Source organism: Variovorax sp. NFACC27, from assembly GCF_048301545.1.
Taxonomy (GTDB): domain Bacteria; phylum Pseudomonadota; class Gammaproteobacteria; order Burkholderiales; family Burkholderiaceae_C; genus Variovorax; species Variovorax gossypii.
Window position 1 is genome coordinate 3787112 of the sequence record NZ_CP157613.1, and the last position, 15365, is coordinate 3802476.

The following is a 15365-nucleotide window of genomic DNA, read 5'->3' on the forward strand; positions in this document are numbered from 1 at the left end:
CCCGGCTGGCGGTGTCGAAACGACCCAGCGACGAACTCGTAGACGAGACAAAGGGTGACATGCATTGGTCAGAAGCGCTAACGCGAGATCCGGTAGGTGCGAGTCTGGTCGACAACCAGCTCCAGGCCGCCACATTCATAGTCGCGCCTGCCGAGTTTCATCGCGCGAACGTTGTGCCGCCGTTGGCTTGGCAGTCCGTAAAGTTTGGCGCCTCAGCAAAGAAGAGCGTGCCGGAGGAGCCCGGTCTGTATGCGTTTGTTGTGCGGATCCCCCATGCCGGTCTGCCTCCTCATGGATGGGTGATGTACATCGGGCAGACCGGGGATGGCACGAGCGATTCGACGCTTCGTGACCGTTTCGGTCAGTATCTGCAGGAAAAGAAGAAATTCAAACGCGCGAGGGTGTTCTTTATGCTCAATGCTTGGGATGGGCATCTTGAGTTCTTTTACTCAGCCCTGCCGGCGCGCAAAGCGGAGCTGGTGAATCTGGAAACCCAATTGCTCGGGGCATTTCGCCCGCCATTTACCGACAGAACTTATCCTGCAACCTATTTGAGTCCTAGCCATGCCTTCTAACACCACGGCACATGTAAGTCTGCCGCTGGCACTGCCGGCGCTGCGCGGCAGGTTCGGCGACTGGACCTATTACAGCACGGTCATTCCACTTCCCGATCTTGCAGAGCGTGTGTCGTTCGGAAATGAACTTCACAACAACAAGGAGCTTTCGGCTTGGATTCAGCGCTCGCTGAAGGAGGGACGAGCCGAGGACATCTCTGACTATTTGAAAAAGGAGCCTGAGCGCTTCTTCAATTCGCTGGTCGTTGCGTTGTACGGCGGAACGCCCGAGTGGGTGCCTCTTGAACTTCAGGCTGGTAGGCAGGGAAGGCCTCAACTGGGCAACGCTGGGGAGTCGCTCGGCATATTGGAACTAAGTGGAAGCGAGCAATTGTTCGCTGTTGATGGGCAGCACCGCCTGGCGGGTATGAAGCGCATGATGGAGTCTCCGCCGAAGCAGGGCGCCGGGGAGGCTCCAACCGCGACGCAGGACCTAGTTTCTGTGCTCGTCATCGCGCATCGTGTCGAGAAAAAAGAGCGCACAAGACGGCTATTCACGACGCTCAACAAAACGGCAATTCCTGTATCCAAGATGGAGCGAATTGCGCTCGATGAGAACGACGCAATGGCAATCACGGCCCGTCGTATGGTCGAAGATCATCCATGGTTTCGCTCGCCGCGAATTGCCTTGCATCACACGAATAATCTGGGAAGAGATGAAGGCGTCGCCTTCACGACGATCGGAAACCTGTACGACGTGCTTCGGGAATTGTTCCTCGAGCTCAGCGGCTCGAAGAAGAAAGACCTGGAATACAACCGACCAACCGACGCAGAATTGGACAAATATTACAAGTGGGCTATCAAGTATTTCGAGAGACTCTCGGTCGTAGAACCAGGCCTTGGGGAGTACTTCAAAGCTAGCGAAGTGGAAGAAGTGTGCCAGCGCCATAGAACAGCGGACGGTGGCAGCGTGTACTTCCGACCAATGGGCCTCGCGCTGATGACGGATGTGGCGATGCGCCTTAAGACGGAGAAGGAAGGCAATTGGTGGGAATGGCTGGCTCTTCTGCCACGACGATTGGATCAGGCGCCTTTCGCCGGGACCATTTGGTCTCATCGCAACACGATGGATCCAAAGCATCGTGTGTTGTGCCGCGACCTGCTGCTCTATATGTGTGGTGCCAAATCCCCCCCTGCGGCAGAACTGAGGGCGAAGTGGTCGGAGGTGAGGGGGGAGCCGGCAAATTTGCCGCGCAGAGTAAAAGGATTGGACTGAAGCTTTAGGCGCTAGGTAAGAACGGACGCGGCATGAGTCGCCCGGTAGGCGATGACATCATTGCAAAAGCTTGCTTGGCAGGTGTGGACGAAAAGCTGACATGAACGGCCCGATCACTTCCATAGAAGTAGAGGCGGTCGAACGGTGTGTTGGCAACGATCCACTCGGCTACCTCGCGCATGTCTTCGTCTTCAACGAGGAAATCGCAGGCTGCGCCGCCGCGCTCGCATACAAGTGCTCCCCTCGGTCCGCGCTCGCAGGCGGCATGCTGATCGAGTTTCGGCGCTATGCCTCGTTCGATGTTGCGGGTCAGCTCGGTTGACGAAAAGCCGTAAGTGAGTCGTATCGAGCCAAAATAATCGATCACGGGGTCGAGTACCTGGGTAGCGAGGTCATGCAATGCGTTGTAGGTTGCCGGGTTGAAGGGGAGATTGGCAATGCCGAGCCGATTCCTGGTATCACCACACTGAATCAACGCGCGATAGGTCAGAAAGGCACCGCAAGGAGCGTCGAGGTCGGGGATCGACGCACTTCGGCCGAGCCGCATTCCTTCGACGGCCAGCCTCTTGGCGTCGAGCAGCCTTGTGAGGGCTTCAGCCGTAGGTCCGAACTCCAAGTCGCTAAGCACTCCCAATCGCTCGATTGCCTCATCGAAGGCAAGTTGCTCGGCGTAGCCTGGATGGTCTTCGTGCAGGTAGCGGCTCTTGCGGTACAGCACGGGCTTCGGATAGGCCGAGCTTCCGTATTCGAAGACATCGCAGTCGAGTTTCCTGACTATGACCTTGATGCGGCGGCGCAGGCGCGGCAGGGGGTCTTCGTCGAAAGCCTCGAATTCCATTAGGGTCAGCTTGCCGGAGGCGATGTGGATCTTAACGAGTTGCACGTCACTGAGTGCGTCCCAAATGATCAGGCCGCAGGTGACGTAGGCGCGAAGCAACGCAGGAAGGCGTTCGACAAGCGAGATGTGGACTTGTAGCGAGTGTTCCTCGTCGAGCCACCCGAGGCCTTGCGTCGCGGCGAGCCGGCACGCGGCAAGAATCTTCTGAGGATCGGCTGCATCGAGCAAGAGCTGCAGGCCCGCAGCCTGCGCCGACCGATAGTCTCCAAAGAATGCTTTGATGTCGCGTTGCAGGCGCTTTTCAAGCTGTCGATAGGCGGGTCGCTTCGCAAACTGCTGCATCGCCATCAGCAGACGGACATCATCTGAACGCGCCTCGGCCGCCGCGCCCACCAGCGTGTAGTCGTAGTGACGGGCCAGCAGCCGGAGCGCCTTAGGCAGGCCGCCAAGGTCTGCATTGATCGCTGCTAAGTTCGTGACTTCATCAGCCTCCGGTGCGCGTCCAAGTTCGAGGGTCGTCGTCCAAAGGTCATCGAGCAGCGGCCGTGCTGCGGTGAATTTTTCCTCGGCGCGTGAGTGTCTAGGGGGTGGTGGCTCGCGTGCCTTGACTTTGCGGATAGTCTGCGGACTAGCCGGTCTGGGGGCGCGGGTGACCAAAAGGCGCAGAGCGACGTTCTTGCGCCGGTAGCGGCCGGCACTAAAGCGCTGCTCTGCTTCGGTGTTTGCAAAGACAAAGGCGACGCCCGGCCCGACCATAAACACGTTACGCTGCAGGGCGTGCTCGACATAGTCCTTCAGTTCGCTCTGCGAAAAATACTTCTGAAAGGTATTTCGCGACGTTAGGAAGCCGTCGCGATAAGGTTTTCCGGGAAGGTCACCGCCGTATAGCATGACGCCGACGGACATCACGGTTCGCGCCAGTTCGAAGGCCTTTGTGATGGCTTCTATCCTCTCGGCGGGGTCCTCAATGACGTTGATTACGAATCCGAGGTTGACGGCATCGGCGGGAGCGATGGTTGCCTCGGGCAGGTAGTGCGGGTCCCAACCGCTGGCGGCGACGCCGTCCGCGCTAAGCGCACAAACATCGCCGCCCCGACCGCAGCCATAGTCAAAGAATGTCATTCCAGGTTGAAGCAAGCCATGCCGCACTAGCATCTGTACAGGCGCCGACAGACTGCTCCTCGCCAGCGCGGTTAGATGGCGTTGAATCGGCCCCTCGAAATCCCACCCTGGAGACCGACCACCTGCGGCGACATCGTTTCCTATCGGAAGGAACTCGTCGCCTACTAGGCTATAGCCCCTGCTCTTGATCAGCCTGTCCCAGTTGAGACGAAACCCGATCGTGGCTACATCATCGAAAAGGCCGAGACTCTCTGCAGTTTTTGTAAGGGCCACCCATTGCTCTCGCTGAGGTTGCGTTGACTCAACCAGCAACTCCTTGCGATGCAAAATGGGAGGATTCAGCGAATCCGAATAGGTCCGGTGCCATGCCGGCGTTGCGGTGCCAGGCAAAAACACCCATGTCGCAGCAAGCGTGGGAAAGGGAGATTCAAAGAAGTCGGGGTAGGAAAGCAGAGACAGTCGCCCGGTACGAACATTGATCTTGGCAACGTTCGGCACATGCGAAAGCTGCGGAGGCAAGCCCTGGACGGCGCACTCGATAGCCTGGCGAGTGAATGCATCCTGAATCGTCCCAACCGCCGACAGGTGGATGTAGAACTCGTCGGCAACTCTCTTGCCAGGCTCAGTCATGCGCGACTCCGTGGACTATTAACTTGGCGCGAAGCTGCCAGAGCCCGGGGCAACAGATCGCCTAGTGGAAGTCGATCCGCGCCATCAAGGTGATTACTCGCAAGCAGCCTCATAGCCTTCAGCGCCGCGATGCCCGCATCGAGGCGCTAGGCCGCTAAGTGCGACGGGATACTGCCCAGGCAACAGGAAACGTGTTCAGTAAATTCTACTGATCGGCGGCGCCAAGAAGCATCGCCTGTATGACGTCGAAAAAGTCTCCGTGCGGTCGGCTCAATTCCGTGCCTCGTAAACTCATCCATCCACTTCCGCCTTGGCTTGCTCCATGACCAGCTTCGACAACTTTCGTTCTCTTGATCCTGAAGCCGCCGACTTGGCTCGTGAGCTTGTCGAAGCGTCCGAGCAGCAGCGCTCGGCCTTCTCGTCTTTCGTCAATGTTTGGATGGCTTTCAACGGGTGGATGGAGTGCGTCACGCAGGCTGAGACGGATGCGGCGATGATCAGTGCCGTGGCTGATCACGAAAAACTCGTTACCGCATACGAGGCTCTCCTGAATGACGATACCGAGTTCTCGGAGAACATTCTGAGTTTGACTGCGCTGCTCCCGGTCTTGAACGTGCGGGATGTGCGCAAGAAGCTCGGAAGAGACGCTTTTCGTAAATTCAACCGCATAGAGCTCATGGACGAAGCGCTGCGCGCCACCGTCAAGCAGCAACCTGTTGGCTGGGCGAATGGAGCCCGGCTCACCTGGCCGCAACTCTTGCGCACAATCTACCTCGTTCGATGCAACCTGTTTCACGGTTCCAAGTCGGCAGAGAATCATCGCGATCACCAGCTGGTTGTAGCTTCCGACAAGATTCTGAGGAGGTTCATCAGGCGTACGGGGTGCTTTGAGTGGCACGACTGATATGCAAAACAAGGCGCAGGCGGATACGGCTTCATCGCGTTGAGCGTGGTCAGATCGCCGGCGATGCCGCGGATGCTGGCCGTGACCGGGGCTGTGTAGCGGGAAACTGCCGGTTTGCCGGACCACACCTCGGACGCTGCGGCCAGGGCACCTAGATAGGGCGAAGTTGGGTCTTGAATGTTGCCGCTACTTGACGATTGATCTGCTGGAGTAGCCACCTCGCAAAACGAGCCCATCTCCCGCGCCAGCAAAAGCGGTCGTTTTTCGACGGTAGAAGTGACGGTAAAGTACGCTGCCCCGACTCCACAAAGCTAGCATCCATGCGGGTTTCCGGTCCTCGGAAACCATTGAGTGGGAGTGACGAACGAAGCAACGCGGCCCCGCTGATGCGAGGCCGCGTCGACGAGTCATCGGAAGAAAGAGGCGACGCTCAGAAGCTCGCCTTCAAACCCACAGTCATCATCCCGCCCTTCGCCTGCTTCGACAGCTTGCCGAAGTAGTCGTAGTCAGCGGTGATCGACAGGTTCTGCGTCACGCGGTACTCCGCGCCGAAGCCGACCATCATGCCGGTCGAGCTGCCCGAGATGCGCTGGCTGGGCAGTGCCCAGTTGTTGTCGCCGGAGACGCGCCCACGTGCGACGCCGAGGCGGCCGTTGAGGGCGAACGATTCGCCCAGCGGCAGGTGGGCGGTGGCGGCCGCGTAGAAGACCTGGCCGGTGCCGGCCTGCAGGCGCGAGTAGGCGCCGTTCGAGCTCCACTGGCTCACGCGGCCGAGGCGCGCATAGCCTGCTTCCACGCCGAAGGTCTCGGTGAAGCGATAGCCGCCGTACAGCTTGTAGGCCGTGCCGGCCTTGCTGCTCTTCTGGCCGCCCCACGGCACGGGCACGCGGTTGGAAGACGAGAGGCTGTAGCTCGAGCGGCCGATTGCGCCGCCCACGTAGATTCCGGTGTCCTGGTTCGGGCCGGCGGCGCTCGAGGCCGTGGAGATGGTGCCGAGCAGAAGGGCTGCTGCAAGGGCGGTGCAGGCTTGCGTTTTCGTCAAGATGAAGTTCCTGGTTGGATGGTTGAGATCGATCCGACAGGTGGCTGCGCATTGCGGTGCCACCCTCGTGAAACGATTCTCGAAAGCCAGCCTGAAGGGCTGCTTGACGCTTGCTGAAGAGCAGATGAAGAGCCCGATCGATGGGCGATGATCGAGACATGTCAGAACAGCTTCTTCTTCCAGGTATCGAGCCTCCGCCGAAACCTTTGCCACGTCCCCGGAGCAAGGCGCCTCGCGTGGCGCCCGCGCTCGAACACTCTCTCTTCTTCGCCATCGTTCCCGCCTCGCACGACGCAACATCGATCGCCGCGCTCGGCGGGCGCATGAATTCGCAGCACGCACTGAAAGGAACGTTGGTCGACGCGCATCGCCTGCATGTCACGCTGTTCGACCTCGGCGGATATCCGAGCGTGCCCGCCGACAAGGTCGCGCTGGCCTCCAAGGCTGCGGCGTCGGTGGTGCCGCCCACGTTCGACATCGTCTTCGAGAAGGCCATGAGCTATACCAAGGGCGCGCTCGTGCTGTGCGCCGACGATGACGAAGGCGTCTCGGCGCTCAAGGCCTTCAGGCAGCGCCTGGGCGAGGCGCTGGCCGATGCGGGCCTGAAGCCTCCGCGCTCGTTCACGCCGCACATGACGGTGGCTTATGCGCGCCGCAAGCTCGAGAAGCACGCGCTGGAAGAACCCGTCCGATGGACCGCGGCCTCGCTGGTACTGATCGACAGCCACGTGGGCGAGGGCGTGCATGAAGTGCTGGGCCGGTGGCCCGACGTCGCATCGGGCCTTCCGGCCGCTTGAGCTGTTCTGTCTCGCATCGACGCCTTCTGTATCTGTTTCGATGCGGAACAGCTGACGACAATGGCTCTCACTTTCACGGAAACGACATGACGACAGCAGCAGAAAAGACCCGGGACCAGATCGCCGACCAGATCGCGGCGGAGCTGGGCCACAGCTTCGACGGCGAGATCATCGCCGGCGGCCACTACGTGCCGCTGGTGCGCGACGGCCGCACCATCTACCTGAGCGGGCAGGTGCCGCGCGTGGGCACCACGGTGGTGGTCACCGGCCGCGTGGGCGACGCTGTGTCGCTCGACAAGGCGCGCGAAGGCGCGCAGATCTGTGCCCTGCGCAGCCTCGCGCTGCTGCGGCGCGCGCTCGGTTCGCTCGATGTCGTCGAGAAGGTCCTGCGCGTGGGTGTGTTCGTGCAGTGCACGGCCGATTTCACGCAGCAGAGCGAAGTGGCTGATGCCGCCTCCGACCTGCTGCATCGCGTGTTCGGCGACGCCGGCGTGCATGTGCGCACGGCGGTCGGCGTCTATGCGCTGCCGAAGAACGCGACCGTCGAGGTCGAGATGACGGTCGCGGCGAAGCAGAACATCGGCTAACGCGGCGCCAGTTCGAGGATGTCCCGCGCGAGCTGCGCGATCGTCAGCGGCGCGCAGCCTTCGGCGTTGTTGCTCACGGTGACGAAGGCGTTCTGGCCCGCGCGGGTGGTGCCGGCGATCACCTTGGCGAGCGCCGCGCGCGTTTCCGGATCGGGGTCGACGATCTTGTCGAAGGGGCCGTAGAGCTTCTCGGCGTCTTCGTAGCCGAAACGGCCGTGGCGCCGGTGCAGGTTCCAGCGGCACACCAGCGGCCCCGGCCACAGCGCCCGCAACATCGGCAGCTGGTCTTCGATGGGCGGCATCTTGGCGTGCAGGCCCATGCAGAAGGTGGCGCCCACGCTGCGCAACATCTCGGCGAAGGCAGGGTTGAGCAGTTGCGGGTCGCGCACCTCGACGGCGATCACCGCGTCGGGCGCCGTCGACCTGATGTCGGGCAGCGATTCGAGCATCGCCGCGATGCGCGCGAGCAGGGCGGGCTGGTCGGCCAGGATGTGCCCCGGGATCGGGCTCAGCTGGAACACCAGCACGCCGATGCGATGGCCGAGCCCTTCCAGTGCGGGCAGCACGAATTCCTGCCGAGCGATCTCGCTGCTGAGGAACACCGGGTTGGCCTGCATGCCCCGGCCGCTTTCGTCGCGCACGGTGGCGTCGGTCACGAGGCTCGGCGCCTTCACCATGAAGCGGAAGTCGTCGGGCACCATGGATGCGTAGCGCGCGTACTGGCTGGCGGTGAGGGCGCGGTAGAAGTTGCGGTCCACGCTCACGGTGCGGAACAGAGGATGCTTCGCGAGTGCGGAAAGCCCGTTCTTCGACAGCACCGTCTCGGCGTATTCGCCGTCCCACACCAGGTCCGCCCAGCCGGGGTAGCTCCACGACGATGTACCCAGCCGCAGGTTGGGAGGCAGCGCGGCGGCCAGTTCGACCAGTTCCGGATTCGTCGGCGCTGGCTCGACTGTCGCGGTGCGCGGCTTCTTCTTCGCGGAAGGTTCGGCGGCCTGCGCCTTGGCGGACGGAGATGCTGCCGCGGATGCGTCCTCGGGGCGCGGGAGATCGGGGAAAAGGGAGTCCTGTGTGTCGGCCATGTCTGTTGCCGCATTTTCGGCCAACCGGGCGGCGTCGCGGCGCCGGGCACAATCCGCGCCATGAAACAGTGGTTGCGTTCGCAAGGCGGTTGGTGGCTGGCATGGCTGGCGCTCACCGCCGTGGGCGCGGTGTGGCTCGCACGCTCGGAGCTGGCGCGGATGCACCAGGACTTCGAGACCGACGTGCGCATCGCGCACCGCCTCATGAGCCAGCAGATGGTGCAGTACGACGCCGTGCTGGCCACGCTCGCGCTGCTGGAGCCCAGCACCGGCGCGGACCATCCCGAGCAGCGCCTGCCCTCGGTGTATTCATCGATCCTGCGCGTGCAGCGCCGCGAGCGCGACGAGCCCTGGCCCGACAGCTCGCAGGCCGCCGTGCTGGCAGCGGCCGAGGCGCGTTCGCGCAGCCTGCAGCGCGCCGAGCTGGCAACGCTCGACCTGGCCCATGGCCGCTATGTGCTGGTGATCGGCGCCACGCCGTTCAGCTACGCGCTCGACATCGACCTGGCCGGCTCCGTGCCATGGCGCGACTGGCCGATGAACCCGCAGCGCAGCCCCGTGCGGCTGAGCCTGCAGCGAGACGGGCAGCAGCTGGTGCTGCAACCCGGTGTTCTGTCCACGAGCCCGGAGACCGGATGGCGTTTCGCCCTGAGCAAGGCACTGGCCTCGCCGAGCCAGCCTTTCGATCTCGTGGCCGAGCGGCAGGTGGGCTGGGGCGAGCTGCCGTGGCGCGCCATTGCCGGCTGGGCGCTGGCCATGGCGGTGCTGCTGGCGGGCCTGTGGGCCGCGCAGCGCCAGCGCGTGGCGCGGCGGCGGGCCGAGGAGCTGTTGCGGCTCGGGCAGGTCGCCAGGCTCAATGCGCTGGGCGAACTGTCGGCAGGCCTCGCGCACGAACTCAACCAGCCGCTGACGGCGGTGCTTGCCAACGCCCAGGCCGCCCGCCGCCTGCTCGACGACGAGCCGCCCGACCTGGTCACCGCACGCGACGCGATGGGGCAGGCGGTCGAGCAGGCTCGCCGCGCGGCCGGCGTGGTGGGGCGCCTGCGCCGCGTGATCGAGCGGCCCGAAGCCGGCGGCGAGACCCGGCCTCTTGTGCTGCAGGAGGTCGTGCGCAGTGCCATGCACCTGCTCGCGCCCGAGTTCGCGAAGCACGACGTCGCCGCGCAGTTCGATGCCACGGCGCAGGCCCCTGTGCGCGTGCAAGCGGAGGCGGTGGCGCTCGAGCAGATCGTGCACAACCTGCTGATGAACGCGCTGCAGGCGCTCGACCTCGTGCCTGCGGCCGAACGGCGCCTCGTCGTGTCGGTCGGCCGCAACGGGCAGGAGGGCGTGCTGACCGTGACCGACAACGGGCGCGGCATCGCCCCTGAAGCGCTGCCGCGCCTTTTCGAACCCTTCTTCAGCACGCGCGAAGGCGGGCTGGGCCTCGGCCTGAGCCTCAGCGAAACGCTGGCCGGCGGCATGGGCGGCAGCCTGAGCGCGGCCAATGCCTCGCCGCGCGGTGCGCGCTTCACCTTGCTGCTGCCACTCGTCGCGTCGTCTTCATGAGCATTCCGAACACCCATCAGCCGCAATCGCCGCTGATCCACCTGATCGACGACGACCAGGCGGTGCGCGACAGCCTCTCGCTGCTGATCGGCACCGTCGGCCTGCGCGTGCAGGCCTGGGCCGACCCGCAGGCCTTCATCGACGGCTTCGACCGCGCGAGCGTCGGCGCCATCGTGCTCGACGTGCGCATGCCCGGCATCAGCGGGCTCACGGTGCTCGACCGGCTGGTGGCGCAGGGCGTCGACCAGCCGGTGATCATGCTGACGGGCCACGGCACCGTCGAGATGTGCCGCCGCGCCTTCAAGGCCGGCGCGGCCGAGTTCCTCGAGAAGCCGGTGGACGACGAGCAACTGCTCGAGGCGCTGCAGCAGGCGGTGCGCCAGCACGTGCGCTCGCGCGAGCGCTCGCAGGCCGACAACGCCGCGCGCGAGAGGGTGTCGCAGCTGTCGGAGCGGGAGCGCGAGGTGCTCGCCTTCATCGTGCAGGGGCTGACCAACAAGGAGATCGCGCGAACGCTGGCGCTGTCGCCGCGCACGGTCGAGACGCACCGTGCGAACCTGTTCGCCAAGCTCGACTGCGATTCACTCGCGCAGCTGATCCGGCGCTATGCCGTGCTGGTGGACGACGGCGCTCCGTAGAACTACGGAGCGGCGGGCGTAGCCGTACGAATGGCCGTCGCTGGCCGTGTTTTCTACAGTGGCGCAGCCGTCGGCAACAGCCGGCGCAACTACCCGAATCCACTGGAGAAACCAAACAATGCAAACCATCGTTCGCCTCGGCAGCCTCGCTGTCCTGCTCGCCGCTTCCGTCGCCCAGGCCCAGACGCCCGCACCGGCAGTGCGTACCGAAAAGAACATGTCTCTCGCGCTGGCCAACCAGATCGCGGCCGAAGCCGTGGCGGCCTGCGCGGCCAACGGCTACAACGTGGCCGCCACCGTGGTCGACCGCGCCGGCACCGTGCGTGCCGTGCAGCGCGCCGACAACGCCGGCCCCCACACGCTGGCGTCGAGCGAGCGCAAGGCCTGGACTTCGGCTTCGGCCAAGAGCCCCACGCAGGCCATGATGGAAGGCGCGCAGAAGAACCCGGGCGCGGCGAACCTGGTGTACCTGCCGGGCTTCCTGCTGCTGGGCGGCGGCGTGCCGGTCAAGTCGGGCAATGAAGTGATCGGCGCGGTCGGCGTGGGCGGTGCGCCCGGCGGCCACCTCGACGAGCAGTGCGCCAACGCGGCGCTCGAGAAGGTCAAGGGCCTGCTCTGATGAAGGCGCGCGGTATCTGGCCGGGTGTGCTGGCGGTCGCGCTCGGGCTGGGCGTGCCGCTGGGCGCGCTCGCCCAGGTGCCGCCGCTGGCGGCCGAGGTGCTGGCCTTCGACGGGCTGCACCAGGCCGCATGGCATGGCGACCTGCAGAAGCTGAAGGCGCTCATCGCCTCGGGTGCGAATCTCGATGCGCGCGACGCGCGGGGCCGCACGCCGCTGCATGTCGCCACGTTCGCGCGGCAGCGCGATGCGATCAAGCTGCTGGCCAAGGCCGGCGCGGACCTCGACCTGCTGGAGGACGACCGCTACGACGCCGTCACCATCGCCTCGGTGGCGGACGACGCCGCGACGCTCTCGGTGCTGCTGTCGCTCGGAGCGAAGCCCGGGCAGACCACGAGCCGCTACGACGGCACCGCGCTCATCGCGGCGGCCCATCTCGGACACGATGAAGTGGTGCGCAGGCTGATCGCCGCGGGCGCGCCGCTCGACCACGTCAACAACCTGCACTGGACGGCGGTGATCGAGTCCATCGTGCTGGGCGACGGCGGGCCTCGCCACCAGCGCACGCTGGCTGCACTGGTCGACGCCGGTGCCAGCCTCAAGCTGACGGACCGCCAGGGCAACACGCCGCTGCAACTGGCGAAGGCGCGCGGCTACACCGCGATGGTGAAGCTGCTGGAGACGCCGCGCGCAAAGTAGGCGGCTCGGGGAGAATGGGGCCTCGCCACGAGGTTCCACGAGGAATAAGCCCCATGTACATGCCCCCGCAGTTCAATGCCAAGGATCCGGCCATCGCGCTGGAGCTGATGCGCTCGCACCCGTTCGCGAGCCTGATCTCGAACGATGACGACGGACTGCCGTACATCACGCACCTGCCGCTGGTGGCCGAACAACGCGCGGGCGACGAACTGGTGCTGTGGGGACATTGCGCCAAGCCCAACCCGCACTGGCGCTATCTGCAGGCCCGGCCCCGGGCGGCGGTCACCTTCCTCGGACCGCATTCGTACCTCTCGCCCTCCGTCTATCCCGACCTGGCCCGCGTGCCGACCTGGAACTACCTGGCGGTGCACTGCACCGTGGAGGCGCGGCTGATCGAGGAGCCGGGCGACAAGGACGCACTGCTCAAGAAGCTGATCCACGACCACGAACCCGCCTACGCGCAGCAGTGGCGCGACCTGGGCGAGGAGTTCCAGCTCAAGATGCTCGCCGGCATCGTGGGCTTCGAGCTGTGCGTGACGGCGCTGCAATGCAAGATCAAGCTCAACCAGCACCGGCGCGAATCGCATGCCGCGATGCATGCCGTCTACAGCGCGGGCACGCCGGACGAACAGGCACTTGCCGTGTGGATGGACCGCCTGGGCATGATCGCCGAGGCTCCGGTGGCGGAGGGTCGCTGAGATGCGCGGACTCGGCCTGATCGGCCTCGTACTGGCGCTGGTGATCGTCGGCCTGCTCGCGAAAAAGCAGATGACGAGCGCGGCTTCCTCCGCGCGGCCGGCTGTGCCCGGCGTGGCCGCGCCGGCCGCCGGTGACGCACCCGTGAACGTGCGCGACCAGGCGCAGCAGGTTCAGCAACAGGTCAAGGAAGCGCTGGACGCTGCCGCGAAGACGCGGCAGATGCCCGATGACAACTGAGCCGATCCCGTCGCCCGTGACGCACGACGATGCGCACTGGATGGCGCTTGCGCTCGCCGAGGCGCAGCTTGCCGCCGAGGCGGGCGAGGTGCCGGTGGGAGCGGTGCTGGTGAAGGACGGCCGGTTGATCGCGTCGGGCCGCAATACGCCCGTGGCTCAGCATGATCCGAGCGCGCATGCCGAGATCAATGCACTGCGCGCCGGCGCGGCGGCGCTCGGCAACTACCGGCTCGACGGCTGCGAGCTGTTCGTCACGCTCGAGCCGTGCGCGATGTGCTCCGGGGCGATGCTGCACTCGCGCCTCGCGCGCGTGGTGTACGGCGCGGCCGATCCGAAGACCGGTGCGGCCGGCTCGGTGCTCGATCTCTTCGCCGAGCCGCGGCTGAATCACCACACGCAGGTGCAGGGCGGGGTGCTGGCACAGGAGTGCGCCGCGGTGCTGCAGGCTTTCTTCCAGCAACGCCGCAGCGCCGCGCGTGCTCAGGCCGAGCCGCTGCGCGACGACGCGCTGCGTACGCCGAACGAGCGCTTCGATGCGCTGTCCGGCTATGGCTTCGCGCCGCACTACGTGCAGGACCTTCTGAGCCAGCATGGCTGGCGCATGCACTACATCGACGAACATGGGGAGGGCGATGGGACGGGCGCCGCCTGCTGCCTGTGCCTGCACGGGCCCGGCGAGTGGGGCTACTTCTTCCGGCATCTCGTGGGCCTGCCCGGTGTGCGCACATTGGTGCCCGACCTGATCGGCTTCGGCAGGAGCGACAAGCCCAAGCGCGAGGCGTCGCATCGCCTCGAGTGGCATCGCGACGTGCTGCTCGAATGGCTGGACCGCGTGCAACCCGGCTCGACGCCGATGGCGCTCGTGCACAGCGATGCAGGCTCCGGACTTGCCGCGTTGCTGATGGCTGCAGCCCCTGAGCGTTTTGCCGCCGCGCTTGTCGCGCCGGAAGGGCGTGAACGCATCGGCGATGCATGGCGCGCGCCGTTCCCCGATCGTGGCTACGAAGCAGCTCTGCGTGCGCTCGGGCCCGTAGCGACTTCTTCGGGGCCGTCGCCCGAGCAGGCCCGAACGTTCGTGCCGCAAGTGCGAAACGCAATGGGATACTCGACCGCGTGACCAAACACATCTACATCTACTCCCCCTCCAGCGCGGTCCGCGACAAGGCCGCTTTCCGGCGCGGCGTGAAGCGGCTCAAGGCGCTGGGCCATGAAGTCGAAGTCGACGATGCGGCACTCTCGGTGCACCAGCGCTTCGCGGGCGACGACGCCACACGGCTCGCCGCAATCTCGCGCGCCGCCGCCAGCGGCGCCGACGTGGCTCTCATCGCGCGCGGCGGCTACGGGCTCACGCGGATCCTCGACGCCATTCCGTACAAGGCGCTGACCAAGGCGATCGAGAAGGGCACCGAGTTCGTCGGCTGCAGCGACTTCACCGCGCTGCAGAACGCGCTGCTGACCAAGACCGGCGCCGTGACCTGGTCGGGCCCCGCAGTCGGCGAAGACTTCGGCGCCGAAGGCGGCCCTGACGACATCATGGAAGCGTGCTTCGACGATCTCGTCACAGGGCAGGGCGAAGGCACCGGCTGGCGCATGCCGGCGCGCGACATCGACCTGAAGTTCAAGCCCGTGCAGGACGCGGTGCTGTGGGGCGGCAATCTCTGCGTGCTCAACAGCCTGCTCGGTACGCCGTATTTCCCGGTGGTGGACAAGGGCGTGCTCTTCATCGAGGACGTCAACGAGCATCCGTACCGCATCGAACGAATGCTCGACCAGCTGCGGATGGCCGGCGTGCTGGCGCGCCAGCGCGCGATCGTGTTCGGGCAGTTCACCGGCATCCGCAGCGTGCCGGGCTATGACCGCGGGTTCGGTCTGAACACGGTGATCGACCGGCTGCGTTCGTCGCTCAAGATCCCCGTGCTCGCGGGCCTGCCGTTCGGCCACGTGCAGACGAAGGTGCTATTGCCGGTGGGCGCCAAGGTATCGATGGCGGCGGAAGGGCGTGATATTTTTCTCGTTTGGGGCCACCGACACGCATCCGCGCATGACGATCACCATGGACATGACCATCATCACGCCCATTGATCAAGACACAAA

Annotated in this window: 16 protein-coding genes; 13 read left to right on the forward strand and 3 right to left on the reverse strand. The window is 65.0% G+C overall.

Annotated features, from left to right (window positions below; genetic code table 11):
• The first annotated feature begins 59 nt into the window (after positions 1 to 59).
• Positions 60 to 575, forward strand: a complete 516-nt coding sequence (locus ABL840_RS17775; protein WP_143042940.1) for a hypothetical protein — start codon at positions 60 to 62, stop codon at positions 573 to 575.
• Positions 565 to 1830 carry a DNA sulfur modification protein DndB gene (locus tag ABL840_RS17780; RefSeq protein WP_093303077.1) on the forward strand — a complete coding sequence of 422 codons (1266 nt, stop codon included), beginning with the start codon at positions 565 to 567 and terminating at the stop codon, positions 1828 to 1830. Before ABL840_RS17775 ends, ABL840_RS17780 begins: the two co-directional genes overlap by 11 nt.
• 4 nt (positions 1831 to 1834) lie before the next feature.
• Here ABL840_RS17780 and ABL840_RS17785 read toward each other — a convergent pair whose 3' ends face one another.
• Complete coding sequence (locus tag ABL840_RS17785) at positions 1835 to 4420, reverse strand: DNA phosphorothioation-associated putative methyltransferase (RefSeq protein WP_093303080.1); 2586 nt, start codon at positions 4418 to 4420, stop codon at positions 1835 to 1837.
• 322 nt (positions 4421 to 4742) lie between these two features.
• On the opposite strand from ABL840_RS17785, the gene ABL840_RS17790 reads away from it, so the two are divergent.
• Positions 4743 to 5324, forward strand: a complete 582-nt coding sequence (locus tag ABL840_RS17790; RefSeq protein ID WP_093303082.1) for a hypothetical protein — start codon at positions 4743 to 4745, stop codon at positions 5322 to 5324.
• Positions 5325 to 5754: 430 nt separating this feature from the next.
• Here ABL840_RS17790 and ABL840_RS17795 read toward each other — a convergent pair whose 3' ends face one another.
• Positions 5755 to 6366, reverse strand: a complete 612-nt coding sequence (locus tag ABL840_RS17795; protein ID WP_176947501.1) for an outer membrane beta-barrel protein — start codon at positions 6364 to 6366, stop codon at positions 5755 to 5757.
• A 236-nt stretch (positions 6367 to 6602) separates the two neighbouring features.
• On the opposite strand from ABL840_RS17795, the gene ABL840_RS17800 reads away from it, so the two are divergent.
• Positions 6603 to 7163 (forward strand): 2'-5' RNA ligase family protein, encoded by a 561-nt coding sequence (locus tag ABL840_RS17800; RefSeq protein WP_418116318.1) that lies wholly within the window; start codon positions 6603 to 6605, stop codon positions 7161 to 7163.
• Between the two features lie 86 nt (positions 7164 to 7249).
• Positions 7250 to 7750 carry a RidA family protein gene (locus ABL840_RS17805; protein WP_093303087.1) on the forward strand — a complete coding sequence of 167 codons (501 nt, stop codon included), beginning with the start codon at positions 7250 to 7252 and terminating at the stop codon, positions 7748 to 7750.
• On the opposite strand, the gene ABL840_RS17810 is transcribed toward ABL840_RS17805, so the two are convergent.
• Positions 7747 to 8832, reverse strand: coding sequence for a DUF72 domain-containing protein (locus ABL840_RS17810; protein ID WP_093303090.1), 1086 nt, complete (start codon positions 8830 to 8832; stop codon positions 7747 to 7749). The genes ABL840_RS17805 and ABL840_RS17810 overlap by 4 nt on opposite strands.
• 60 nt (positions 8833 to 8892) lie before the next feature.
• Here ABL840_RS17810 and ABL840_RS17815 point away from each other — a divergent pair, with 60 nt between their 5' ends.
• The 8 genes from ABL840_RS17815 (at position 8893) to ABL840_RS17850 (ending at position 15353) form a co-directional block, all read left to right on the forward strand.
• Complete coding sequence (locus ABL840_RS17815) at positions 8893 to 10380, forward strand: sensor histidine kinase (RefSeq protein WP_093303093.1); 1488 nt, start codon at positions 8893 to 8895, stop codon at positions 10378 to 10380.
• Positions 10377 to 11018, forward strand: a complete 642-nt coding sequence (locus tag ABL840_RS17820; protein WP_093195293.1) for a response regulator transcription factor — start codon at positions 10377 to 10379, stop codon at positions 11016 to 11018. The genes ABL840_RS17815 and ABL840_RS17820 overlap by 4 nt, the downstream gene beginning before the upstream one ends.
• A 118-nt stretch (positions 11019 to 11136) precedes the next feature.
• Complete coding sequence (locus ABL840_RS17825) at positions 11137 to 11637, forward strand: GlcG/HbpS family heme-binding protein (RefSeq protein ID WP_093195292.1); 501 nt, start codon at positions 11137 to 11139, stop codon at positions 11635 to 11637.
• A complete protein-coding gene (locus tag ABL840_RS17830; RefSeq protein ID WP_093303095.1) occupies positions 11637 to 12335 on the forward strand; it encodes an ankyrin repeat domain-containing protein in 699 nt (232 codons plus the stop codon). The genes ABL840_RS17825 and ABL840_RS17830 overlap by 1 nt, the downstream gene beginning before the upstream one ends.
• A gap of 53 nt (positions 12336 to 12388) precedes the next feature.
• Positions 12389 to 13033 carry an FMN-binding negative transcriptional regulator gene (locus tag ABL840_RS17835; protein WP_093303097.1) on the forward strand — a complete coding sequence of 215 codons (645 nt, stop codon included), beginning with the start codon at positions 12389 to 12391 and terminating at the stop codon, positions 13031 to 13033.
• A 1-nt stretch (position 13034) separates the two neighbouring features.
• Entirely contained in the window at positions 13035 to 13271 is a 237-nt protein-coding gene (locus ABL840_RS17840; RefSeq protein ID WP_093303099.1) for a hypothetical protein, read from the forward strand.
• Entirely contained in the window at positions 13261 to 14388 is a 1128-nt protein-coding gene (gene tadA / locus ABL840_RS17845; protein WP_093303102.1) for a tRNA adenosine(34) deaminase TadA, read from the forward strand. Before ABL840_RS17840 ends, tadA begins: the two co-directional genes overlap by 11 nt.
• Positions 14385 to 15353, forward strand: coding sequence for an LD-carboxypeptidase (locus ABL840_RS17850; RefSeq protein ID WP_093303103.1), 969 nt, complete (start codon positions 14385 to 14387; stop codon positions 15351 to 15353). The genes tadA and ABL840_RS17850 overlap by 4 nt, the downstream gene beginning before the upstream one ends.
• Positions 15354 to 15365: the final 12 nt, after the last annotated feature.